At 65.5% G+C, this 23,595-nt stretch carries 24 protein-coding genes and 1 pseudogene; 10 read left to right on the forward strand and 15 right to left on the reverse strand.

Annotated features, from left to right (window positions below; all coding sequences use genetic code 11):
• Position 1: 1 nt before the first annotated feature.
• The 9 genes from ACW179_RS13100 to ACW179_RS13140 all read right to left on the reverse strand — a co-directional run bounded on the left by ACW179_RS13100 (position 2) and on the right by ACW179_RS13140 (position 8,669).
• Complete coding sequence (locus ACW179_RS13100; RefSeq protein WP_492059932.1) at positions 2 to 253, reverse strand: acyl carrier protein; 252 nt, start codon at positions 251 to 253, stop codon at positions 2 to 4.
• A 97-nt stretch (positions 254 to 350) separates the two neighbouring features.
• Positions 351 to 1,289, reverse strand: a complete 939-nt coding sequence (locus ACW179_RS13105) for an NAD-dependent epimerase/dehydratase family protein (protein WP_492059933.1) — start codon at positions 1,287 to 1,289, stop codon at positions 351 to 353.
• A 3-nt stretch (positions 1,290 to 1,292) separates the two neighbouring features.
• On the reverse strand, positions 1,293 to 2,996 hold the full coding sequence (locus ACW179_RS13110; RefSeq protein ID WP_492059934.1) for a fatty acyl-AMP ligase: 1,704 nt from the start codon (positions 2,994 to 2,996) through the stop codon (positions 1,293 to 1,295).
• Positions 2,996 to 4,354 (reverse strand): lipopolysaccharide biosynthesis protein, encoded by a 1,359-nt coding sequence (locus ACW179_RS13115; RefSeq protein ID WP_492059935.1) that lies wholly within the window; start codon positions 4,352 to 4,354, stop codon positions 2,996 to 2,998. Before ACW179_RS13115 ends, ACW179_RS13110 begins: the two co-directional genes overlap by 1 nt.
• On the reverse strand, positions 4,351 to 5,511 hold the full coding sequence (locus ACW179_RS13120) for a CDP-glycerol glycerophosphotransferase family protein (protein ID WP_492059936.1): 1,161 nt from the start codon (positions 5,509 to 5,511) through the stop codon (positions 4,351 to 4,353). The genes ACW179_RS13115 and ACW179_RS13120 overlap by 4 nt, the downstream gene beginning before the upstream one ends.
• A 19-nt stretch (positions 5,512 to 5,530) precedes the next feature.
• The gene (lptC, locus tag ACW179_RS13125) at positions 5,531 to 6,145 is read right to left on the reverse strand and encodes an LPS export ABC transporter periplasmic protein LptC (protein ID WP_492059937.1); all 615 of its coding nucleotides are present in this window, start codon (positions 6,143 to 6,145) and stop codon (positions 5,531 to 5,533) included.
• Between the two features lie 149 nt (positions 6,146 to 6,294).
• Entirely contained in the window at positions 6,295 to 6,573 is a 279-nt protein-coding gene (locus tag ACW179_RS13130; protein WP_108504974.1) for an HU family DNA-binding protein, read from the reverse strand.
• A gap of 256 nt (positions 6,574 to 6,829) precedes the next feature.
• Positions 6,830 to 7,666, reverse strand: coding sequence for an arginyltransferase (locus ACW179_RS13135; protein WP_492059938.1), 837 nt, complete (start codon positions 7,664 to 7,666; stop codon positions 6,830 to 6,832).
• A 100-nt stretch (positions 7,667 to 7,766) separates the two neighbouring features.
• On the reverse strand, positions 7,767 to 8,669 hold the full coding sequence (locus tag ACW179_RS13140; protein WP_492059939.1) for a flagellar motor protein MotB: 903 nt from the start codon (positions 8,667 to 8,669) through the stop codon (positions 7,767 to 7,769).
• A gap of 108 nt (positions 8,670 to 8,777) precedes the next feature.
• On the opposite strand from ACW179_RS13140, the pseudogene ACW179_RS13145 reads away from it, so the two are divergent.
• From ACW179_RS13145 to ACW179_RS13155, 3 genes and pseudogenes are all read left to right on the forward strand, one after another.
• A pseudogene (locus tag ACW179_RS13145) lies at positions 8,778 to 9,638 on the forward strand (NAD(P)-dependent oxidoreductase); the annotation flags it as partial.
• A 3-nt stretch (positions 9,639 to 9,641) separates the two neighbouring features.
• Positions 9,642 to 10,721: an alpha/beta fold hydrolase gene (locus tag ACW179_RS13150; protein ID WP_492059940.1), complete on the forward strand. Its 1,080-nt coding sequence runs from the start codon at positions 9,642 to 9,644 to the stop codon at positions 10,719 to 10,721.
• A 50-nt stretch (positions 10,722 to 10,771) separates the two neighbouring features.
• Positions 10,772 to 11,104, forward strand: coding sequence for a DUF2809 domain-containing protein (locus ACW179_RS13155; protein ID WP_492059941.1), 333 nt, complete (start codon positions 10,772 to 10,774; stop codon positions 11,102 to 11,104).
• 1 nt (position 11,105) lies between these two features.
• Here ACW179_RS13155 and ACW179_RS13160 read toward each other — a convergent pair whose 3' ends face one another.
• Positions 11,106 to 11,954: a metal-dependent hydrolase gene (locus ACW179_RS13160; RefSeq protein WP_492059942.1), complete on the reverse strand. Its 849-nt coding sequence runs from the start codon at positions 11,952 to 11,954 to the stop codon at positions 11,106 to 11,108.
• A gap of 71 nt (positions 11,955 to 12,025) precedes the next feature.
• Between ACW179_RS13160 and ACW179_RS13165 the strand changes: the two genes are divergently transcribed.
• The gene (locus ACW179_RS13165; RefSeq protein ID WP_492059943.1) at positions 12,026 to 12,640 is read left to right on the forward strand and encodes a TetR family transcriptional regulator; all 615 of its coding nucleotides are present in this window, start codon (positions 12,026 to 12,028) and stop codon (positions 12,638 to 12,640) included.
• A gap of 60 nt (positions 12,641 to 12,700) precedes the next feature.
• On the opposite strand, the gene ACW179_RS13170 is transcribed toward ACW179_RS13165, so the two are convergent.
• From ACW179_RS13170 to ACW179_RS13185, 4 genes are all read right to left on the reverse strand, one after another.
• Complete coding sequence (locus tag ACW179_RS13170; RefSeq protein WP_492059944.1) at positions 12,701 to 13,084, reverse strand: NUDIX hydrolase; 384 nt, start codon at positions 13,082 to 13,084, stop codon at positions 12,701 to 12,703.
• A complete protein-coding gene (gene hemB, locus ACW179_RS13175; protein WP_492059945.1) occupies positions 13,084 to 14,085 on the reverse strand; it encodes a porphobilinogen synthase in 1,002 nt (333 codons plus the stop codon). The genes ACW179_RS13170 and hemB overlap by 1 nt, the downstream gene beginning before the upstream one ends.
• A gap of 48 nt (positions 14,086 to 14,133) precedes the next feature.
• Positions 14,134 to 14,589 carry a DUF2147 domain-containing protein gene (locus tag ACW179_RS13180; RefSeq protein WP_492059946.1) on the reverse strand — a complete coding sequence of 152 codons (456 nt, stop codon included), beginning with the start codon at positions 14,587 to 14,589 and terminating at the stop codon, positions 14,134 to 14,136.
• A gap of 157 nt (positions 14,590 to 14,746) precedes the next feature.
• Positions 14,747 to 16,249, reverse strand: a complete 1,503-nt coding sequence (locus ACW179_RS13185; protein ID WP_492059947.1) for a flavin-containing monooxygenase — start codon at positions 16,247 to 16,249, stop codon at positions 14,747 to 14,749.
• A gap of 253 nt (positions 16,250 to 16,502) precedes the next feature.
• On the opposite strand from ACW179_RS13185, the gene ACW179_RS13190 reads away from it, so the two are divergent.
• The 5 genes from ACW179_RS13190 to hemA all read left to right on the forward strand — a co-directional run bounded on the left by ACW179_RS13190 (position 16,503) and on the right by hemA (position 21,639).
• On the forward strand, positions 16,503 to 17,642 hold the full coding sequence (locus ACW179_RS13190; RefSeq protein ID WP_492059948.1) for an isobutyryl-CoA dehydrogenase: 1,140 nt from the start codon (positions 16,503 to 16,505) through the stop codon (positions 17,640 to 17,642).
• Positions 17,643 to 17,678: 36 nt separating this feature from the next.
• Positions 17,679 to 18,281, forward strand: coding sequence for a histidine phosphatase family protein (locus tag ACW179_RS13195; RefSeq protein ID WP_492059949.1), 603 nt, complete (start codon positions 17,679 to 17,681; stop codon positions 18,279 to 18,281).
• A complete protein-coding gene (locus ACW179_RS13200; protein WP_492059950.1) occupies positions 18,275 to 19,330 on the forward strand; it encodes an enoyl-CoA hydratase/isomerase family protein in 1,056 nt (351 codons plus the stop codon). The genes ACW179_RS13195 and ACW179_RS13200 overlap by 7 nt, the downstream gene beginning before the upstream one ends.
• Positions 19,331 to 19,389: 59 nt before the next feature.
• Complete coding sequence (locus ACW179_RS13205; RefSeq protein WP_492059951.1) at positions 19,390 to 20,196, forward strand: class I SAM-dependent methyltransferase; 807 nt, start codon at positions 19,390 to 19,392, stop codon at positions 20,194 to 20,196.
• A 216-nt stretch (positions 20,197 to 20,412) separates the two neighbouring features.
• On the forward strand, positions 20,413 to 21,639 hold the full coding sequence (gene hemA / locus ACW179_RS13210) for a 5-aminolevulinate synthase (RefSeq protein WP_492064311.1): 1,227 nt from the start codon (positions 20,413 to 20,415) through the stop codon (positions 21,637 to 21,639).
• A 57-nt stretch (positions 21,640 to 21,696) separates the two neighbouring features.
• Here hemA and ACW179_RS13215 read toward each other — a convergent pair whose 3' ends face one another.
• On the reverse strand, positions 21,697 to 22,137 hold the full coding sequence (locus ACW179_RS13215; protein ID WP_492059952.1) for a Ros/MucR family transcriptional regulator: 441 nt from the start codon (positions 22,135 to 22,137) through the stop codon (positions 21,697 to 21,699).
• A 162-nt stretch (positions 22,138 to 22,299) separates the two neighbouring features.
• Between ACW179_RS13215 and glyA the strand changes: the two genes are divergently transcribed.
• Entirely contained in the window at positions 22,300 to 23,592 is a 1,293-nt protein-coding gene (glyA, locus tag ACW179_RS13220) for a serine hydroxymethyltransferase (RefSeq protein ID WP_492059953.1), read from the forward strand.
• Positions 23,593 to 23,595: the final 3 nt, after the last annotated feature.

Raw genomic sequence — 23,595 nt, forward strand, 5'->3', positions numbered from 1 at the left:
GTTATCCCTTGTTCCGAAGGTCTTTTATCAGATTTGACAGGTCGCCCGCCGTCTCGACCGAGGCCAGGCGATCAAGCGGTATCGAGATGTCGAACGCGTCTTCCAGTTCCATGATGATGTTCATCAGGGCCAGGGAATCGACCTGCAGGTCGCGACCGATATGGGTTTCATCGGCGACCTCGACCGTGCGCCCCAAGACGGAGGACGCCGCAATGCCGATTTCCCGAAGGGTGAGATCCGTAACCGCTTTCATGCCGACTCGCCGATACCCCCGTTAGCGGGTCTTACTGACTCGAATTCTAACAGGCCTACTGTCGGAATCCTGTCAAAATTGGATGCTAGTATCGTCATCACGCAACTAAAAACCGGTTCGCGCGGTACCAGCACACGCTCTGGGTGAACCCTGAGTCGATACCATATCGCGGAGCGAGAGCTTCGGGTACGATTTCGGCTGCCCTAAGGCTCCAATCCAAATGGAGCATTTCCCGCGCTTTGCCAGATGTGAAAATCGAATTCTTCCGTGTGGCGAACGAGAGTGCGCCTGAAAGATGGGCGATGGCGGTGATCACGCCGTCCGGAATGCGCTGTAATCGTGTTTTCCTGCCCACGGCGTCGGCTGCTGCGCTCATCACTTCGCGCCAGCTATAGCCGTCGGTCCGGGCGTCGCTGAGGGCGAAGGTACCGGGCCGCCAACGGTCAACCAGATCCGAAATCTGCCGCGCGGCGTCCTCCACATGCACCAGCGCCAGCCTCGCGCGGGGATCAAGAACCGGTAGCCAGGGCGAGGCCTGGGCCACCCTGAACAGTTCCAGGGTTTCCATGTCGCCGGGACCATAGATCGCCGGAGGTCGCACAATGGTCAGAGCCTCACCGATGACGGCGCGTGCTGTATCCTCACCAGCGCGCTTGCTGGCCGCATAGTCCGACAGGGCCGGTTCACGCGCCGCCAGGCTGGAGACCATCAGCATCCGCGACCCGGCCGCCGCTGCGGCCTCTGCGACAGCCCGGGCCCCTTCCACATTGACGCGATCGAACTCCGCCCTCGAAGGAGCCTTGATCAGTCCGGCCACGTGGACCACGACCGCCGCGCCCGCGCACAGGCGGGCAAGCGCCGGGCTATCACCAAGTCCGCCGATCACGACCTGCGGTTCAAGTCCTGCCCAGTCATCGCCGACGACATCGCGACGCGCCAGAAGGCGTACCGACCAGCCGTCAGCCGCCAGGATGCGCACCAGATGTCGGCCCAGGAAGCCCGTGGCGCCGGTGACCGCGACAAGGCCGCGAGTCATGGCTCAGCCGCGCTCGGCGAAGGCACCGGCCAGGAAGGCGGCCCTGGCCTTGCTACGGCTCAATTTTCCCGAAGAGGTCTGTGGCAGGGCGTGAGCGCCAACCAGATGTACCTGCACCTCGACGCTGTGCCGCACCCGCAGGACCGTGGCGACCGCCTCGGCCAGGGCTTTGCGCCTTTCGGCGTCACCGCCGCGCGCCTGGACTAGGACGACGACGACTTCCTCACCCTCGCCGGGGGTGGAAAAGGCGGCGACGTCGCCGCTCCGCAGGCTCTCAATCTCGGCCTCTGCGGTCCATTCCAGATCCTGCGGCCAGATATTGCGGCCATTGAGGATAATCAGGTCCTTGCCGCGACCGGTGATGACGATCTCGCCGTCGATCAGATAGCCAAGGTCACCGGTGTCTAACCAGCCGTCGGCCGAAAGCACCCGGGCCGTCTCTTCGGATTGTTCGAAATAGCCGCGCATCAGGCTGGGCCCGCGCGCAAAGATCCGGCCGACGCCGCGCTCGGGCAAAACCTCGCCATCCTCGCCGCGCACCTGCAGTTCATGGTGGGGCAATGCCGGGCCGTTGCGGGCGAAGTCGCGCGCGCGCTCCGTGTCAGTGCTGATGACGGCAAGGCCCTGTTCCAGGCGCTCGACGTCAAGGGTTTCCACCTTCAGGCCTTCGCCCAGCGGGGACATCGACAGGGCCAGGGTCGCCTCGGCCATGCCGTAGCTGGCGACAAAGGCCGTGTCGGAAAAGCCCACGGTCTTGAACCGTTCGGCGAAGGCGCGCAGCGGACCCGTGCGGATCATGTCGCCGCCCAGGCCGGCGCTGCGCCAGCGCGACAGGTCCAGATGCTCGATGGACGCGGCCTCGGCCCGGCGAGCGCACAGTTCGTAGCCGAAGGTGGGGCTGTAGCTGATGGTGCCGCCGTTCTTGGTCATCAGGTCCAGCCACATCAAAGGCCGGCGCACGAAGGCCCCCGTAGGCAGCAGGTCAACCGTCATCTGGCTGGTCATGGGGCTGAGCAAGAAGCCGATCAGGCCCATGTCGTGATAGAGCGGCAACCACGAGATCGCCCGGTCGTCAGGACGCACCTTCAGGCCGTCGCGGGTAATGGCCACCGCATTGGCCATCAGGGCGCGGTGGGTCACCACCACGCCGGTGGGAAAGCGCGTGCTGCCCGACGAGAACTGCAGATAGCAGGTTTGATCCGGCGCGATGACCGGCAGCTCACCGCTCGCCGCCTCGGGCAGGTCGGCGAGGGTTCCGGCGAAGCTGAGCGGCGCCTTGGCCGCGATCTCGGGCAGCCAGGCGGCCATCGAGGCGGGACCGATCAGGATGCTGGCCCGGGCCGAGGCCAGCATGCGGGCGATCTGCTCGATATAGGCTTCCCGGCCGCCGAGCGGCGCGGGCAGGGGCAGGGGCGCAGGAGCCAGGCCCGCATATTGGCAGGCGAAGAAGGCGCGAACGAAGTCGGCGTCGGTTTCGGCGATCAGACCGACCGTGTCACCGGGTGTTGCACCGGTAGCCAGCAGCCGGCGGGCCAGCACCATCGCCTGCTCGCGCAGACGGGCATAGGGCAGGGCCTCGACCAGTTCGCCGCGCATGGAATAGAGGTTCACGCCGGTCTCGCCCAGGGCCGCGAAGTCGAGGGCGGCGGTCAGGGTCGGGAAGTCGGCGAAGCGCACCGTTCGCCCGGCGCCGGTCGGAGTCATCATCATTCTACGCCTTTGGCGTCGTTTGCCTCTTGGGCGCAAGGGGGTTCGTTGTCTTCGAGCACGGACGGTCGTGCAAGCTGTCGGCGAAGCATCAGGAACATCCCGGTGGCCATGGCCAGGGCGGCTCCCACCAGCGCCACACCGGCACCTGTCAGGCCAAGGCCTTTGACCAGCGGCGTCAGGGCCAGGAGGAAGACCGCACTGACCACTACGCGTACCCGCAGGGCTGCGCCGGCGGCGCGCATCGAGACCAGCATGGGCTCTAGCGGCAGGGCCAGAATGCCGATCGCAGCGGCGGCGACCTGCCAGGTCATGATGTCGGATGCGCCGCCATAGGCCTTGCCCATGATCAGCACGATCAGGGGCTTTCCCACCAGAGCGCTGATCAGCAGCAAGGCACCGGCCACGGCTCCGCCCAGGGTAGCGACCTGGACGGCCAGCTTGCGCACCGCAAGATCGCCGCCCGTGGCGCGCAGACGGGCCAGCTCGGGATAGAGCGCGGGGATCATGAGCCTGGCCGGCTTGGCCATGCCGTCGGCGACCTGACGGCCGATGCGCCATAGCGCCGCCTGGGCCGGACCCAGCAGGGCACCGACCATCAGGGTGATGACGTGGGTGAAGGCGACGTCCAGGCTGCTGCTGAAATTGGTCGCCCAGGCGAATTTCCACACGCCGGGCAGGCCCTGGCCCAGCGGACCGGCCAGGGTGAAACCCTCCAGCAGCCGGCGCCGGCGCATTTCGCGCCATGCGACGATCCCGACGTAGGAAAACGACGCGACCGGCCCGGCGGCCCAGGCGAGCAGAAACCCCCACAGCGGCGCGTGCAGGGCGAAGGCCAGGCCGGCGCCGATCAGGCGGACCGTCGAACTGATCGCCTGCTCGCCCGCCAGATAGCGGAACTTGTCGAACAGCCGCAGGAGGCCCACCGATGTGGCCGAGGTCATGACCGCGATGGTCAGGGCGTAGAGCGCTGCGGCCGGCGCCAGGTCTTGCGACCAGCCCAGCACGGATCCCAGCAGCAAGGCTCCGGCGACACCCAGTGTCACCCCGACCAGACCGCTGGTCAGGTCCAGAAACATCGACAGCCGCACCACCTGCTGGAAGCGGGTCCTGTTGTCCTGGATCAGGGGCTCGGTGCCGTATTGCAGCACGGTCTGCCAGGACTGGAACTTGACGACTTCGCCAAGGAACTGGGCAAAGGCGGTGATCAGGGCCAGAACGCCCATCTGCGACAGGCCAAGGCCTCGCGCCGTCAGGGCGATGTAGCCCAGGCTGACCACGGCGTTGACAGTGCGGCCACCCAGCAGGGTTGCGGCATTGGTCAGGACGCGGGCGAAGACCGAGCGCTGCTCGCTCATCGTTTCAGGCCGGCCTTGGCCAGAACCCGCGCGGCGATGGCGCCGGCCGCTCGGTCAGATGAGGGTGTTGCCGTAAGGTCAAAGCTTTCCGCGAATCCCGTTTTCTGCGCCGCAAGATAGTCGCCATGCCCCTGGCGAGCGGCTTCGACCGCATCTATGAGGTGATCGACCGACGACAGCACCGGGCCATACAGCCAGTGATGGAAGCTCTCGTCGCCCTGCCAGTCTGCGTTGGACGGATTGAGGAACAGGCAGGGCTTGGGCGTGCGCAGGAACTCATAGACCTGGCTTGAGGCGTCACCCAGATAGATGTCGGCCGCGCGGGTATAGGTCATGTCGATGGCGGCAGGACCGCCCAGGTCGATATGGATGCGCGGGTGGTCGCGGAACGGGGCCAGGCTCTCCAGCATGGCCGGGCTAGCGCCGTCAAACAGGCGAATATGCGGGGCGAAGATCAGGTTGAAACGGTCATCGGCCGCGAACTGCCGAAGGATCTCAACGCCAAAGCGCGACCACGAGCCCAGGGTGGCGTGGAAGTGGGGGTTGTAGACCACCACCGGCCTGTCGTCGCGAAAGGTGGGCAGGGGCGAGCCGGGCAGGGCGTCGATGATGTCGAACTTGGGGTAGCCGACCATGGCGCAGTTTTCCGGCTTCACCCAGCCGCCTTCGACCATGCGGTCGCGCTGCTTGGGTCCGGCGGCCATGACGAGATCGAATTGGCGCAGACGCGGCTCGAAGACGCCGCCGCGATCACCCGCGCCGTGTTGGGTATAGACCAGAAGGCTGTTCTTTACGCCCAGCTTGCGCAGCAGGGCGGTGGTGCGCTCGGGCGTGACGATGGCGTCATAGCGACCGAGCGATAGGGCGTTGGCGGCCAGCATCAGGGCCTTGGGCGGGGTGGAGGCCTCTTTCAGGCGAATCTTGCGCAGCCAGGCCGGCGGCAACAGGCGCATGGGGATGGTCGCTCCGCCCATGGCGTCGAGCAGAGACCGCGCATAGTCCAGATGCTCCTGCGTCGTTGCGGCGATCTCTACCGCAATTCCGGGCCAACCCCGCGCCAGGGCCGCCGCGATGGGCAAGCTGTGCAGGATCTGGTGGGTCTGAGCGATGTAGAGAAAGCAGACCTTGGGCCTAGAGACGTTACTGGCCTGAATCATGATCCTAGCGCAGCCCCGACTACTGGCCGGGGTTGAGGCGCGTGCGCACCCGACCCTTGAAGACCACCCGGTCACCCTTGTCCGACACCGAATAGCTATCGGCCTGGACCTTGCTGCCCGACGCGCCGGCGCCGCTGACGCCCTGGTCGCCGACCACTTCGCCGGTTCGGGTATCGATCAGCGCCTTTTCCGTCGAGAAGGCGTAACCGCCGCCACTGTTGATCTTGACGTCGCCGGTCAGCAGCAGCGCGCCCTTCTGTTCGTCATATGCACCCTGGCGCGAGATCACCTGGGTTGGATTGTCCGAGCCATAGCCGCGCGTCAGGTGCGGGCTTTCCAGCGCGACCTTGTTGGGATCGGCGCTATCGCGAACGGCGGCAGTCGCGGTGATCAGGAAGGCGCGGCCGTCTTTCATGGCACCGGTGAAGCGGGGGTTTTCCATCCGCAGCGCCGGACCGCTGGCGGCTGGGGCCAAGGGCTTGGCCTGCAGGGCGCGCAGTGTCGCTTGGGCGGCGATGGTGACGACGATCCCGACCGCCAGCAAGGGCAAGGCGATCCGCAGGGCGCTGATCGACTTGCGTCGGCGCGGGCGGGTCTTGCGCCTGTTGGCGGAAAGGGAAGCGGTCGTGGTCATGGCGGCCAGGGCTGACGACGTCGGAGGATCGGCTTAGTCCCGTCGGCGCGATCTCCCAAGCGATATTCGGGAGGCGGCGGCGGAGGCCAGATACGAAAACGGCCGGCGAAGCCAGGGGCTTGCCGGCCGAATGCGTTCATCCCGAAGGCTTAGCCGTTGACGGCGTCCTTCAGTTGCTTTGCCGGCGTGAAGGCGACCTTCTTGGAGGCAGCGATCTCGATGGCGGCGCCCGTGGCCGGGTTGCGGCCGGTGCGGGCCGGCTTGGCCTGGACCTTGAACTTGCCGAAGCCCGGGATGGAAACTTCTTCGCCCTTTACGGCGGCGTCGGTCAGCGACTTGAAGACGCCGTCGATGATCGACTTGGCCTGAGCCTTGGTCAGCTTGTCGTCGGCAGCAACGGCGGCGTCGACCAGATCCGAAACGTTCATGATTTTAGCTCATCTCAAGTGGAATCAATGAGCGCCAACCCTGACGAACCCAGAAGGTTTTGTCACGTCATCCCAGCAATTGGGGCCGTCTGGCTACTTTTGGGGCAAGGTTTGCCTCAGTGATCCGCTTCGGGCCCGACGCCATGCGCAAGCGGCCGTGTCTTGGGCCTGTGGCGGCCAAGTCTTGCTGCGGTGTCGGTTGAAGACGCATGTGGAAAGCAACCCGCGCCTGGATATCGAGGCGCAAGAGCCAGACTTAGAGGCCGTCGAGGATGGCCGGTTGGGCGTCGCTGATGTCCAGTTCGTCGGGGTCTCGCGGAGCCGACAGGACGCGGGGGCTGCGTGCGCCGCGTTCACGGGCCGACATCAGGGCCCAGCCGCCAGGCTTGAGGATTTCCAGCGGCGAGAAGCGGGCCTTGTAGGCCATCTTCTCACTGCCTGGCACCCAGTAGCCCAGATAGACGTAGGGCAGGCTGATCTGTCTGGCCTGGACCAGGTGATCCAGGATGATGAACGAGCCCAGGCTGCGCTTGGTCTGATCCGGGTCGTAGAAGCTATAGACCAGCGAAAGGCCGTCAGAGAGCACGTCGACCAGTACGCAGGCGACCAGGTCGCCCGGGCCACGATCCAGCGACTTTCGTCGATACTCGATCAGGTGCGTGCGGACCGCGGTATCCTCGACCATGGCCACATAGTCGGGCCAGGTCATCTCGGCCATGCCGCCATTGGCGTGACGTGTCAGAAGGTAGCGGCGCAGCAGTTCAAACTGCTCCAGCGTGGCTTCCGACTCGACCAGGTGACGCTCCAGGTCGTCGTTACGGGCCAGAACCCGTCGCTCTGAGCGCGAGAAAACATAGTCGATCACCGGTGCGCGGGCCGACTGGCAGGCCCGGCAGGTCTCGCAGGCGGGGCGATAGGCAATGTTCTGGGACCGGCGGAAACCCACCTGGGTCAGGCTGTCATTGACCGTGGGGCCGTCCGACAGGGGCAGGTGGGCGAAAACCTTTCGCTCTTCCCGGCCCGGCAGATAGGGGCAGGGGGTCGGCGCCGTGAGGAAGAACCGAAGCTGTCGCGTCGGAAAATGCTGCGTCACGAAAGCGCCCGTCCCCTATCAGCGGCCTTTGGCCGACAAGCGATTAGGCGGCATGGCGGCGGTTTGCGCAAGCGCCCCTGATGCGTCGCGCGGCGTCGCGTTACAGCCCATCGGGCAGGACCGGCTTTTCGCGCAGCAAGACGATGGAGATGCGGCGATTGCCGGCAAGGGTCGGGTCGTCTGCATAAAGTGGCTCGGAATTGGCCTTGCCCGACACCTGGTAGATTCGATCATCATCGACGCCGGCGTTGCGCAGCACCAGGCGCGAGGCGTCGGCGCGGGCGGCCGAAAGCGCCCAGTCGCTGTCGCTCTTGCGCCCTTCGGCATTGGCGCTTGTGTGGCCCGAGACCGTGACACGGTTGGGAAGCTGGTTGATGATCTTGGCTACGGCGCGCAACAGGATGCGGGCGCGATCATTGGGCTCTTTCGAGTTTTCCTTGAACATCGAGCGACCTTCCTGATCGGTCAGCTGGATGCGCAGGCCCTCGGGGGTCTGGTCGATCATGATCTGCTTGGACAGTTCGGCCAGCTCCGGCATGTCCTGCAAAGACTGGCGCAGGGACTGGGCGGCCGAGGCGAAACTATCCTGTTCCTTCTTGGCCAGGGCGTCGCGCAGGGCCTGCTCGCTGGCCGAATCGAGGCTGGCGGCGGTGGTCGAGCTCTGGCCGTCCTTGGTCACATCGTCAGGGGCCTCGGGGGCCATCTGTTGGACAACCGACAACTTGCCGTCGGCCTTGGCTCCGTCGTCGCCCAACGAGGTTCCCCCCAGAATTCCCCCCGAACCGCTGGTCGTGGACGAGATTGAAGCGGGCGCGAAATAGTCGGCGATGCCCTGCTTTTGCTCGGGGCTGGTCGAGTTCAGAAGCCACATCAGCAGGAAGAAGGCCATCATTGCGGTCACGAAGTCGGCGTAGGCGACTTTCCACGCGCCGCCATGGTGGCCGCCGCCGACCACCTTCTTGACCTTCTTGATGATAATCGGCTGTTCGCCGCTGACGGCCATCGTGCTTAAGCCTGCTTAACGCTCTGCGATGGAAGTTGACGGGTGGACGTTAAGATGGGGTTGCCGTCCGCGCTCTGACGCGCGAAATCGCAGGCTCGACAGGGAGTCAGTGGCATGAAGACGGCGTTTATCGGCCTGGGCGTGATGGGCTATCCGATGGCGGGGCACTTGCAGGCCGCCGGCCACGAGGTTTCCGTCTTTAACCGCAGTCCGGCCAAGGCCCAGGCCTGGGCCGCCGAGCATGGTGGCCAGGTCTTCGCGACCATCGCCGAGGCCGTCGCCGGGTGTGATCTGGTCCTGCTTTGCGTGGGGAATGACGACGATGTGCGCGGCGTCGTGGCGCAGGCCCTTCCGGCCATGGCGCAGGGCGGCGTGATCGTCGATCACACCACCACCTCGGCCGTGGTGGCTCGCGAGATGGCGGCGCTGGCGCAGGAAAGCGGCTGCTTCTTCATCGACGCGCCGGTGTCGGGTGGCCAGGCGGGCGCCGTGAACGGCCAGCTGACCATCATGGCCGGCGGCGATGCGGCCGCCTATGCCCGGATCGAGCCCGTGATCGCTGCCTATGCCAAGGCCGTGCGGCGCATGGGCGAGGTGGGCACGGGTCAACTGACCAAGATGTGCAACCAGATCGCCATCGCCGGCGTGGTTCAGGGCGTGGCCGAGGCGCTGCACTTCGCAAAGCGCGCGGGCCTGCCGACTGACGATGTGCTGGCGGCGATCTCCAAGGGCAGCGCCCAGTCCTGGCAGATGGAGAACCGCTGGCCGACCATGGCGCGTGGCGAGTTCGATTTCGGCTTCGCGGTCGACTGGATGCGCAAGGATCTGGGCATCGCCCTGGATGAGGCCGCCCGCAACGGTGCCCGCCTGGAGGGAACAGCTCTGATCGACAGTTTCTACGCCGAGGTCCAGGCTCTGGGCGGTCATCGCTGGGACACGTCCAGCCTCGTGGCCCGGCTGGAGAAGTAGGTCATGTTGATGCGCCGCCTGACCCTGGTCTTCGCGGCGCTCGCCGCATTCGCCGCACCGGCCACGGCCGCTCCGACCGTCGCACCGAAGGAGGGCGACTTCGTCGTGCGGGACTTCAGGTTCCGCTCCGGCGAGGTGCTGCCTGAGCTGCGTCTGCACTACACGACCTTCGGCGAGCCCAAGCGAGACGCCAGCGGCCGTGTGACCAATGCGGTGATGGTGCTGCATGGCACCGGCGGCACGGGCAAACAGTTCCTCAGCCCGCAGTTCGCCGACGAGCTGCTGGTCCCCGGCGGTCTGCTGGATCCGGCCAAGTATTATGTGATCCTTCCGGACGGCATCGGCCACGGCAAGTCGTCCAAGCCCAGTGACGGCCTGCACGCTCGGTTTCCGCAGTACGACTACGATGACATGGTCGCCGCCCAGCATCTGCTGCTGACGCAGGGCCTGAAGGTCGATCGACTGCGCCTGCTGATGGGCACGTCGATGGGCTGCATGCACGGCTTCGTCTGGGGCGAGACCTACCCGGATTTCGCTGACGCCTTGGCGCCGTTCGCCTGCCTGCCCAATGAGATCGCTGGCCGCAACCGCATGTGGCGCAAGCTGCTGATTGACGCGGTCAAACAGGATCCGGCCTGGAAGGGCGGGGACTATGTCGAGCAACCGAAGGAAGGCCTGCGTACGGCGCTGGGCCTGCTGATGGTGGCCGGCCTTTCGCCGCTGCCCGCCCAGATCGCCAGCCCGACCCGGCAGGCCGCCGACAAGGCCGTGGACGACTATTTCGCCGCCCGTCTGCCGCCGCTGGACGCCAATGACCTGATCTACCAGGTGGCCGCCTCGCGCACCTATGATCCCTCGCCGAAGCTGGAGGCGATCACCGCGCCGGTGTTGTGGATCAACTCGGCCGACGACTTCATCAATCCGCCGGAGCTGGGCCTTGCCGAGGCCCAGGCCGGGCGGCTGAAGAACGGGACGTTCGTGCTGCTGCCGATCAGCGAGAAGACCAAGGGGCATGGCAGCCACACCTGGGCGGTGCTTTGGAAGGATCGTCTGGCGGCGTTCCTGAAGGCGACGGAGCGCTGAGCGACAAGGCTTCGCGCCGGCGAGGAGGCTACGGCCTTGCCGCCCTTGCCGTGCTTGCCATCGAGGTGGGGATCGCCCTGTTCGTCGACGATGCGGTGGTTCGCCCCTATGTCGGCGACCTGCTGGCGGTGGTGCTGGTCTATCTGGGCGTCCGCTGGCTGACGCCGGCCAGGCCTTTTGGGGCTGCGGCTGCAGCTCTAGCCTTGGCCGTGATCCTCGAGCTGGCCCAGTATTTCCACATGCTGTCGGCGCTGGGCCTGGAGCACAATCGCTTGGTGCGCACTGTGCTGGGGGGTGTCTTCGATCCCAAGGACCTGCTTGCCTATGGTGCAGGTGCCGCGGCCGCGCTCTTCGTCGAGCGCATCCGGGGCGAGCGCCTCTAAGCTACTCCGCCGCCATGGCTGGCGTGAACTGGTCCCGCAAACCCATCAACCGCGCGCGGTTGTCGTGATCCCAGGGATGGAAGCTCGGGCGATACCAGGCCCAGTATTCGTTGGCGCAGCGGCGGAAGAGGCCGGGCGTTCCGAACAGGAACCACAGCACCTTGGCGCGCGCGACGCCGGGCTTCATGCCGTCGGCGACCAGCAGGTCCGAGGCGTAGCGGGTGATGTTGCGGGTGAACATGATGCTGATCAGCACCATCACCCGGACACGCAGGCGGTAGCGGTCGAGCGGCTTCCAGCCCTTGGTGACTTCCTGGAAGACGTCGAAAGCCACGGCCTTGTGCTCGGTCTCTTCCAGGGCATGCCACTGCCACAGGCGCTTCATGTCGGGATCGGTGTTCTTGAACAGGTCGTCCTCGCGCATGAACGAGTCGGCCATCATCGAGGTGAAGTGTTCCAGCGCGATGGTGGCGCCCAGCATGGCCATCGGGCCCTTGCCGCGCACCATGGTCGTGCGCTCGCGAACCCGGGCCTCGATCGACGCTACCGGATAGCGATTCCGGTCCAGCCCGCCGTTCATGGCCACGTGCTCGCGCGAGTGGATGGCTTCCTGGGTGATGAAGGCCTTGGCGTCGTCCAGCAGCTTGCCAGACAGCTTGGGCCGATAGTGGCGCACGGCGTCCATGAACAGGCGCTCGCCGTCCGGGAAGGTGAGGGACAGGGCGTTGAACACCGCCGTGCCCACCACATCGCCGCCCAGCCAGGCCCCCTTGCCGACGGCCTGGGTGTCGAAATGCAGATCGCGCGGAATGACTGTGACGTCTTCGGGTGTGGTGCGTGGCGTGGCCATGGCGTTCAATCCTGCCTCGGGATAGGGCTTGTCGTTGCAAGCCTCGTTGCAGATTGGTCTTACCGACAAAAATGTCAATAGACTCTCCCGCCTGTCGCATCCGGCACCGCCGTTCGCCCGAAGCCTCACGCGACAACATCCTGGCCGCCGCCGAAGCGATCCTGCTGGCCTCTGGCCCGCAGGACCTGAAACTGGCCGAGGTGGCCAAGACGGCCGGCGTGGCCAATGCCACCGTGCTGCACCACTTCGGTTCGATTGACGGGGTCCAGACCGCCCTGATGGAGCGGATGATCCGGCAGCTGGTCGACGATGTGCTGTCCATCACCGTAGCAGAGGGGCAGGGCGCGGCCTTTGCCGGTGCAGGCATGCTGGCCCTGTTCGACGCCTTTGAGGCTCAGGGCGCGGCGCGCCTTGCCGCCTGGCTGGCGCTGACCGGCGAGGCGGCCCGCATGACCAGCGTCCGGGGGGCGGTTCAGGAGGTGATCGATGCGCGCATCAGCCAGATCGACGGCGTCTCGGCCGAGGTAATGGGCGACTTCATCCTGGGCTGTGTCACCTACGCCCTGGGTGTCGGCCTGTTCGGCGCGCCGCTGGGTGAGCTGCTGGGCAAGCCGCCGGGCCGGGCGCGGGAAGTCGCCTTGGGCATTCTGCAGGCGAGACTGGACGCGGCGGCGCGCGGCACCTAGAGCATTTTCCGACGAAGTGGAGGCCGGTTCTTCGTCAGAAAAGTGAGTTAAAACAAAAGACTAGAGGGCCGCCAGCACCACGCGCATCAGCGGCGCCAGACGGATCTCGCCCGGCGCGGTGATGTCGATCCAGGCCATCTCCTCGATCTCGGCGCGCACCCTGATCTCGCCATCGACCTGAGCCAGATAGGTCGCGGCGCGAACGAGATGGTCCGGCTCGTTGGCGGCCGGCGCCTCGAACCGACCCAGCAGCGTGGCCTCGACCAGCTTGCAGCCCAGTTCCTCGTCGAGCTCGCGGGCGAGGGCGGTGAGGTCATCCTCGCCCGGCTCGCGCTTGCCGCCGGGCTTCATGAAGATCGTCGTGCCGCGCTTGCGGACCACCAGCATCCGGCCAGCCTCGTCGCGAATGACGGCGGTGACGATGTCGATGACCTTGGTGGTCACTAGCCCAGCTTCTCCGCCGCCCACGGTGCGAAATAGCTGATGATCCCAGCCGCGCCGGCGCGCTTGAAGGCGGTCAGGCTTTCGAGGATGGCGCGTTCCTCGTCGATCCAGCCGTTCATCCCGGCGGCCTTGATCATCGCGTACTCGCCCGACACCTGGAAGGCGTAGGTGGGCATACGGAACTCGTCGACCAGGCGGCGCAGGATATCCAGATACGGCATGCCCGGCTTGACCATGACCATGTCGGCCCCCTCGGCGATGTCGAGGGCGACCTCGCGGATGGCCTCTTCCGTATTGGCCGGGTCCATCTGATAGGTCTTCTTGTCACCCTGGCCGCCCGCGAGTTTCGCCGAGCCGATGGCGTCGCGGTAGGGGCCATAGAAGGCCGAGGCGTATTTGGCGGCGTAGGACATGATCAGTGTGTCCTGGAAGTTTGCGTCTTCCAGGGCGGCGCGCAGGGCACCGATGCGGCCGTCCATCATGTCGGACGGCGCCAGAATGTCTGCTCCGGCTTCCGCCTGCATCAAGCCCTGTTCGATCAGGCGCTCGATGGTCGGGTCGTTGAGGATCCTGCCGCTTTCGACGACACCGTCGTGGCCGTGGTCGGTGAAGGGGTCCAAGGCCACGTCGCACATGATGCCGACCTCGGGGGCGGCGTCCTTCATGGCTTTCACGGCGCGGGGGATGACGCCGTTGGGATCAGCGGCGATGGAGCCGGCGGCGTCCTTTCGCGAACCGTCGATGTGCGGGAAGATGGCGATGGCCGGAATGCCCAGGTCGCGGGCGCGCACGGCGGCCTTGGCGGCTTCCTTGACGCTCAGTCGCTCGACGCCCGGCATGGACGCCACGGGGATCACGCCCTCGCCCTCATGTACGATCATTGACCAGATCAGGTCGGAGGGGCGCACCTCGGTCTCGCGGATGAGGCGGCGGGTCCAGTCAGCCTGGCGCAGACGGCGCAGGCGGGTGGCGGGATAGGGCGCGAGCGGAGGCGTTGTCATGGCGCAGGTTTCGCGCGGGCGGCCGCGCGAGGCAAGACGCTATGCTGCTTAAGGAGCCCGGTTGGCGACCGAATAGGGGCCGTCGATCCGCGTCCAGACCTGTGACTTGCACAGCAGGTTGCCGATCACGCAGCCCTTGGCGCGCAGGGTCTTGCCATTGAGGAGCTCAGCCGAGCCCTGGAAGGTCATTCTCAGTGTCGGGACATAAACCTTGCCGCGCAGGGCTCCGTTCTTCTGGGATTCAAACTCGCGCAGCAATTGCTGGCCGATCAGGTCGTCGGACCCGCTCTTGCGGGCGTCAGCCTGGGCCCGGGCGCTGGCCCAGACAACGACGCCGCAGGTTTCGCCGCCGCAGTTCTTGATCTCGAGATGAACGGTGTCACGCGGATTGCGCCAGACGCCATAGGTGCGCGCTATGTCGTTGGGGTCGGCGGCATGCGCCGATGCCGATCCCAAGGCCAGGATCGCGGCCAGGGCGACAAGAACAGATTGAACGAAACGCATGGTGTTTGGATGACGCCCTTCTCAGAGCGGCAGACTTGAGGCGAAGGACCAAGCTTATCAAGACCCTATGACGTTTTCGCCGATTCACGTCGTGTAACAGGGGATTTCAGGTCATCGCCTGATCGACGCCAAAGCAGACGCCGATCAGGCTCGGGCGTCATGAATAGACGAAGGCGGCGTCGTCCAGGTCGATGGCCGGAAGGGCGTCCTTTTCCGCCCAATAGTCCTGGGTGTGGCGCCATTCGGGCTTGTCGCCGGCCTTGGGCAACAGGTGCAGTCCGCGCATCAGGTAGCCGGGATTGAAGTTTTCCGGATCGATCCACGGACCCAGCGGCATGTCCTGGTCTTGTGGGCGCAGAGCCACTTCGACCTGCCTGACGCCCTTGTCGTCCATGTGGGCCAGCAGGCGACAGACGAAGTCGCCGATCAGGTCGGCCCGCAGCGTCCAACTGGCCCGGAAATAGCCGAAGACCCAGATCATGTTGGGCACGCTTGTAAACATCATGCCGCGATAGGTGATGCTGTCGGAGAAGTTCAGCGGCTTGCCGTCGATCTCGAAGGCGATGTCGCCCAGGACGTTCAGGTGAAAGCCCGTAGCCGTAACGATGATGTCGGCCTCCAGCGTCTCGCCCGACTTCAGCAGCAGGCCGGTCGGCGTGAAGCGCTCGATCTCGTCGGTGACCACCGAAGCCTGGCCCGAGGCGATGCCCTGGAACAGGTCGCCGTCGGGCACGAAAGCGATCCTCTGGCGCCAGGGTCGATAGCGCGGCGTGAAGTGCTTTTCGATGTCGAAGTCTTCGCCCAGGAAGGCCTTCACCCCCTCCAGAAGCTCGGCCTTGACCACATCGGGTTCGGCCACGGCGCGGTGGGTGAACATCTCCTGGTCGAACAGGGCCTTGCGGCGGACGATCTCGTGGATCCAGGTCTCGTCGATCTGGAGTTCGCGCAGGGTATTGGCCAGATCGTTCTCGTTGCGGCCCGGCACGAAATAGGTGGGCGAACGCTGCAGCAGGGTGACGTGGGCGCAATCGGCGGCGATGGCGGGAACCAGGGTGGCCGCTGTGGCACCCGAGCCGATGACGACGACCTTCTTGCCCTTGTAGTCCAGGCCTTCTGGCCATTCCTGCGGGTGGATGATCTGGCCCGCGAAATCGCCCATGCCGAGCCATTCGGGGGTATAGCCGTGCATCTGCCGGTAGTAGCCTTGGCACATCCACAGGAAGTTCGTTGTGAAGGTCTGGGTCGCGCCGTCGCCCCGCGTCACCGTCAGCGTCCAGAGCTTGTCGGCGCTGGACCAGCGCGCCTCGGTGATCTTGTGGCCGTAGCGGATGTGGCGGCCCAGATCGTTCTCCTCGATCACCTCGCCCATATAGCTGAGGATCTCTGCGGCGCTGGCGATGGGCGGGCCCACCCACGGCTTGAACCTGTAACCGAAGGTATAGAGGTCGCTGTCGGAGCGGATGCCGGGATAGGTGTGGCTACGCCAGGTGCCGCCGTAGTCGCCCAGGGCGTCCAGCACCACGAACCGCGTTCCGGGCCTCTGCGTGTTGAGATGGTAGGCCCCGCCGACGCCGGATATGCCGGCCCCGACGATGATGACGTCGAAATGCTCGGTCCTGGCCGTCGTCGACCCCCTCGCAAGCGTGGATGTCTCCGCCATGGGCGCGTCTCCTGCTGGCGACGGGCCTGGGGCCGCGCCGCGTTCCTCTCCCGATGACGCCTCTTTCGGGCGCCTAACTAATCATTGTAAACTTGAGGCTGACGCTGTGCTTGATCCGGATCAAGCTGTTTCTGACAATCGCCGGGTCAGGCCTTAAGCTCAAGAGCCGCGCATTGACACAAGGCCCGCCGCGCGGCAGGTCAGCGGCCAAGAAGACGAGGTCGGTTCTGCCTCGCACGGGAGGATATCGCGCATGGATTTCTCGCTCAGCGACGACCAGTTGGCCATTCAGGATGCTGCGCGCGCCTTTGCCTTGGGACAGCTTGCCCCACATTCCGCCCGTTGGGATGAGCAGAAACATTTCCCGGTAGACGTGTTGCGCGAGGCCGCGCAGCTGGGGTTTGCGGGGATCTATGTTCAGGAGGACGTGGGCGGCACGGGCCTGTCGCGTCTCGACGCCTCGATCATCTTCGAGGCGCTCAGCTATGGCGACGTGCCCACGGCGGCCTATCTGACCATTCACAACATGGCGTCGTGGATGATCGACCGGTTCGGATCGGAGGATCTGCGCCAGCGCTACCTGCCGCGCCTGACAACCATGGAGCTGATCGCCAGCTATTGCCTGACCGAGCCGGGCTCGGGCTCGGACGCGGCCAATATGCGCACCTCGGCTCGGCTGGACGGCGACCATTATGTGCTCAATGGCGGCAAGGCCTTTATCTCGGGCGGCGGCGTGTCAGACGTCTACGTGGTGATGGCCCGCACCGGCGGCGACGGGGCCAAGGGCGTCTCGGCCTTCGTGGTCGAGAAGGGAACGCCGGGCCTCAGCTTCGGCGCCAATGAGCGCAAGATGGGCTGGAACGCCCAGCCGACCGCCCAGGTGAACTTTGACGACTGCCGCGTGCCGGTGGCCAACCGCATCGGCGAGGAGGGCGAGGGCTTCCGCTTCGCCATGATGGGCCTGGACGGCGGGCGGCTGAACATCGCGTCGTGCTCGCTGGGCGGAGCCCAATTCGCCCTGGATACCGCCAAGGCCTATATGGAAAGCCGCAGCCAGTTCGGGCGGCAGTTAAAAGAGTTCCAGGCCCTACAGTTCAAGCTGGCCGACATGGCCACCGAACTGGAGGCCGCCCGCCTGATGGTGCGCAACGCCGCCCATGCGCTCGATAACCGCCATCCGGAGGCGACCAAGCTGTGCGCCATGGCCAAGCGGTTCGCGACCGACGCTGGCTTCCAGGTGGCCAATGACGCGCTGCAACTGCACGGTGGCTACGGCTACCTGCAGGACTATCCGCTGGAGCGCATCGTCCGCGACCTGCGGGTGCACCAGATCCTGGAAGGCACCAACGAGATCATGCGGGTGATCATAGCGCGCGAGATGTTTCGGCAGTAGAGCCACGCTCAGCCTTCGCCGAACCCAGGACCCGACGTGATCTATCTCTGCCGCCACGGCCAGACCGAGTGGAACCGCGAACGCCGCCTGCAAGGCCAGGCCGAGGCCGACCTGACGCCTTTGGGCCGTTTGCAGGCCGCGGCTATGGCCGACCTGCTGCATGATCTGATCGCGCGGGAGCCTTCGGCCGACTGGCGGATCGTTGCCAGCCCGCTGCGCCGGGCGCGTGATACGGCCCGGGCCATCGCCGACCGGCTCGGCCTTGATCTGGCGTTCGATGAGCGGCTGATGGAGCTGACAGTCGGGGCGTGGGAAGGGCGTCTCTACGCTGACGTGCACCTCGAAAATCCCGAGGCCTTCAAGAGTCCCGAATGGTTCTTCACCGCGCCAGGCGGCGAGACCTACGAGCAGGTCATGGCGCGTGTCACCGGTTGGCTGGCCGAGCAGGTTGCCGAGCCCGAGCGGCGGCTGATCGTGGTCAGCCACGGCATTGCCGGACGGCTGCTGCGCGGTACCTATGCCGGACTTTCGCGCGAAGAGACCCTGGCCCAGGACGTGCCGCAAGACGCGGTGTACCGATTGAGCGGTGGCCAGATCGACCGCCTGGACTGCGAACCCGTTGAGGAACCCGCATGCTGAACGATACGGCCGAAATCATTGTCCGCGTTCACAAAAACGTTGGCCGCATCACCCTCAACAGGCCCAAGGCGCTGCACGCCCTGACCCTGGGCATGTGCGAGACCATGATCGACACCCTGCTGGAATGGCAGGCCGATCCCGAGATCGACATGGTCATGATCGACCATACCGGCGAGCGCGGCTTCTGCGCCGGCGGCGATATCCGGATGCTGGCGCAGAGCGGGGCAGGCGACGGCCTGGCCGCGCGCCAGTTTTTCCATACCGAGTATCGGCTTAACCACCTTCTCTTCACCTACGACCGTCCGGTTGTGGCGATCATGGACGGGGTGGTGATGGGCGGCGGTGTCGGGATCTCGATGCCGGCCCATTATCGTATCGCCACCGACCGCACGACCTTCGCCATGCCCGAGACCGGCATCGGCCTGTTTCCCGATGTGGGCGGCGGCTGGTACCTGCCGCGCCTTCCAGGCAAGGCGGGGCTGTGGCTGGCCCTGACCGGAGCGCGGATCAAGGCGGCCGACTGCCTGCGGCTGGGCATCGCCACGCACTTCGTGGAGTTCGGTGCCATCGAGGGGCTGAAGAAGGCGATCATCGCCGACCATCGTCGCATCGACGAAACCCTGAAAATGTATCGCGCCGACGCCGGCAAGGCGCCTCTGGCCAGTATCGAACAGGACCTCAACCGGCTGTTTGTCGGGGGCAGCGTCGAAGAGATCTTCGAGTTTCTGGAGATGGACAGCAGCGACTGGGGCAAGGCCCAGTTGGCGGTGCTGAAGACCAAGTCGCCCCAGACCCTGAAGGTAGCCTTCCGCCAGCTGGAACTGGGCGAGGCCGCCGAGGACTTCGCCGAACACATGGCGATGGAGTACCGGATCGGATCGCGCGTCGTTCGGCGTCCCGATTTCATTGAGGGCGTTCGGGCTGTGATCGTCGACAAGGACAACACCCCGCAATGGTCGCCATCGACGCTGGAAGGCGTCACCGACGCCTTGCTGGACCAGATTTTCGCGCCCCTGCCGGTTGATGAGGAATGGACGCCGCTGACGTAGCCGATTGCCTGCGCTAACCTATGCGTAATCAAGAACACGTCCGGTCCGGAAGGAATGCCATGCGTAATCCGCTTCTCAGTCTCGTCGCCGTGCTCGGTCTTGCCGCGTGCGCCACGACGCCCATGGGTCCGCCGCCTCCGCCACCGCCGCCCTCGGGCTCTTCCGCCGTCGCTATTCCGGCCAATATCGCCGCAGCCATCAGCGACCCGGCCCGCCCGGCCGCCGACATGGCGCGCGACGCCGACCGCCTTCCGGCCGAGGTGCTGACTTTCGCGGGCGTCAAGGCGGGTGCAAAGGTCGCCGATCTGATTCCCGGCGGCGGTTACTTCACGCGGATCTTCTCGAAGGCGGTGGGGCCCAAGGGGCGCGTCTTTGCCTATGTGCCGGATGAACTGACCAAGCTGGCCAAGCGCGAGCCCGCGGTGAACGCCATCGCTCGCGACCCGGCGTTCAAGAACGTGACCGTGATCCTCAACACCCTCCCGAACTTCTCGGCGCCCGAGAAGCTGGATCTGGTGTTCACCGCCCAGAACTATCACGACATGCACAACAAGTTCATGGGACCCGCCGACCTCTCGGCGGTGAACAAAGCGATCTTTCGGGCGCTCAAGCCCGGTGGTGTCTATCTGGTCATCGACCACTCGGCCCAACCGGGCAGCGGCCTGCGCGACACCGAAGGCTTCCATCGTATCGACTCGGCGGTGGTGAAATCAGAGATCACGGCCGCCGGTTTCATCTTCGAAGGCGAGAGCAAGGTGCTGCGCGATCCTGCCGACAAGCGCGAGGTCAGCGTCTTTGATCCGTCGATCCGCGGCAAGACCGACCAGTTCGTCTACAAGTTCCGCAAGCCTGCCAGCGCGCGATGAGGCTTTCAGGTCCCTGTCACGCAGGGCAGTCGTGACGGGGACCTGACCACTGTTGACGCAGGGGAGGGCTGTTTCGCTGTGACGAAAGGCCTATTCCTAATGTCTAAGTAATGGTCCCTATGTGGACAGCTACGTCCCGCGCATGCGAAACGCGGGGGATCGAGAAGGGACCGATTGTCCGGCGGCGTGGCCGTCTGATGGTCGAGCAAGAACATGATGGACTACAAAGCCGCATTCAGCGCCGCCATCGGCCAGATCCGTGATGAGGGGCGTTACCGGGTTTTCGCCGACCTGAAGCGCCATCGCGGTGCCTTCCCGCGCGCCACCTGGACCAATGCCGACGGTGCCGAGCGCGACGTGGTGGTCTGGTGTTCGAACGACTATCTGGGCCAGGGCCAGAACCCGATCGTGCTGGACTCCATGCATACGGCGATCGACCAGCATGGCTCTGGCTCGGGCGGCACACGCAACATCTCGGGCACCAATCATCATCACGTCGAGCTGGAGGTCGAACTGGCCGATCTGCACGGCAAGGACGCGGCGCTTCTGTTCACCTCTGGCTATGTCTCCAACGAGGCCAGCCTGAGCGTGCTCTACAAGATCCTGCCCGGCCTGATCATCTTTTCAGACGAGCAGAACCACGCCTCGATGATCGCGGGAATCCGCAACGGCGGTGGGAAGCGGCACATCTTCCGGCACAATGATCTGGCGCACCTCGAAGAGCTGCTGGCTGCTGCGCCCGCCGATGCTCCCAAGCTGGTAGCGTTCGAGAGCGTCTATTCGATGGACGGCGACATCGCCGATGTCGGCGCGACGGCGGCCCTGGCCAAGAAATACGGCGCCATGACCTATCTGGACGAGGTCCATGCGGTAGGCATGTACGGCCAGCGTGGCGGCGGTGTCGCCGAGCGCGACGGCGTGATGGACCAGATCGACATCATCGAGGGGACGCTGGGCAAGGCCTTCGGCGTGATGGGCGGTTATATCACCGGCGACCATGAGGTGATCGATGCGATCCGCCTGATGGCGTCGGGCTTTATCTTCACGACATCACTTCCGCCCGCACTGACCGCCGGGGCGCTGGCCAGCGTCAAGTGGCTCAAGCAGCACCCCGAGGTGCGCGAGGCCCATCAGGAGCGCGCCCAGACCCTGAAGGCCATGTTCAAGGCCGCAGGCCTGCCGGTGATGGAAAACGACAGCCACATTGTTCCGGTGCTGGTGGGCGACCCCATGCACACCAAGCTGATCAGCGACATGTTGCTGGCCGATCATGGCATCTATGTGCAGCCCATCAACTACCCCACCGTGCCGCGCGGCACCGAGCGGCTGCGCTTTACGCCCACGCCGTTCCACACGGACGACATGATGCGCAAGCTGGTCGGGGCGATGGAAAAGCTGTGGGCCCACTGCAATGTGGCCCGCATGGGTGGCCACGCGGCCTGATCTTCTGGGAAGGCGGTCCCGGCCTGGCGCGCTTGGCACCTGGCCGGAAACAGCGTCCTAACGCCCGCGCCTGACGCCTTTGCCAAGTCCGATCTGCTTGGCGAAATCCGAGCGGCGGGCCGCATAGGCCGGTGCCACCATCGGATAGTCGGCCGGCAGGCCCCACTTGCGGCGATAGTCCTCGGGGCTCATGTCATAGTGCGAGCGCAGGTAGCGCTTGAGCATCTTCAGACGTTTTCCGTCTTCGAGGCAGATGATGTAGTCATGGTGCAGCGAGCGGGAGACCGGTACGGCGGGCTTGGCCTTTTCCGGCGCGCGTACGGCCTCGATCGAGCCGAGGGTTGAAAGGGCCTGGTGAACCGTTCGGATGAGATCCGGGATCACCGTCCTGGATACGGTGTTCTGAGCAACGTAGGCCGCGACGATGTCGGCGCTCAGCGCCAGAAAGTCGGGGGAGCGACCGGCCCTGGAGTCCATATCGCCGTTCTGCATCACCATGAGCGCCTGCCTTTTCCCTTGTCGCATTTATTCAACCCGGGGCGGCGCCACCGCCCTGACAGCGTCAAACGCGCAAGCCTCTATGAGGTTCCGTGATTGATCGCAGCGCGCAGGGGGTTAAAGAGGGCGCCACTGACTCCCCGCAGCGCTTGGAGAGCGTCCATGACCGCATCCGTTTCCACCCTGACCGCCTTTTTCGGCGCGGATCTGGCCACGGCCGACCGCGACATCTTTGATCGGATCGGCCTGGAGTTGGGTCGCCAACAGAACCAGATCGAACTGATCGCGTCTGAGAACATCGTCTCCCGGGCGGTGCTTGAAGCGCAGGGCTCGATCCTGACCAACAAGTACGCCGAGGGTTATCCCGGCAAGCGCTACTATGGCGGCTGCGAGTTCGTTGACGAGATCGAGACCATCGCCATCGAGCGGGCCAAGGCCCTGTTCGGCGCCGGCTTCGCCAACGTTCAGCCACACTCGGGCTCTCAGGCCAACCAGGCAGTGTTCATGGCGCTGCTGCAGCCGGGCGACAGCTTCCTGGGCATGGACCTTGCGGCCGGCGGCCATTTGACGCACGGCAGCCCCGCCAACCAGTCGGGCAAGTGGTTCAAGCCGGTGACCTACACCGTGCGCCAGCAGGACCAGCTGATCGACTATGACAACGTCGCCGAGGTGGCCCAGCGCGAAAAGCCCAAGCTGATCATCGCCGGCGGCAGCGCCTATAGCCGCGAGATCGATTTCGCCCGCTTCCGCCAGATCGCCGACAGCGTCGGGGCCTATCTGATGGTCGACATGGCCCACTTTGCGGGCCTGGTGGCCGGCGGCGCCTTCCCCAGCCCCATCCCGCACGCCCATGTCGTCACCACCACCACCCACAAGACCCTGCGTGGGCCGCGTGGCGGCCTGGTGCTGACCAACGACGAGGCGATCATCAAGAAGGTCAATTCGGCGGTGTTCCCGGGCCTGCAAGGCGGGCCGCTGGAGCATGTGATCGCCGCCAAGGCTGTCGCCTTCGGCGAGGCGCTGCAGCCTTCGTTCAAGGACTATGCCCGTCAGGTGATCGCCAATGCGCGCGCCCTGGCCGACGCCCTGGGCAAGTCGGGGGTCAATATCGTGTCGGGCGGCACTGACAGCCACCTCATGCTGGTCGACCTGCGGCCCAAGGGCGTGACGGGCCGTGACGCGGAACACAGCCTCGAGCGCGCCAACATGACCTGCAACAAGAACGGCGTGCCGTTTGACACCGCGCCGTTCACGATCACCTCTGGCATCCGCCTGGGCACGCCGGCTGGCACGACGCGCGGCTTCGGCGAGGCGGAGTTCACCCGCGTCGGCGAACTGATCGGCGAGGTCATAAACGGCCTGTCCGCCCATGGCGCTGATGGCAATTCCGAGGTCGAGGCCAAGGTGCGCGAGGAAGTCCTGGCCTTGACGGCGCGCTTCCCGATCTACAACTAATAG

This window comes from Caulobacter sp. AVps18, from assembly GCF_058681425.1.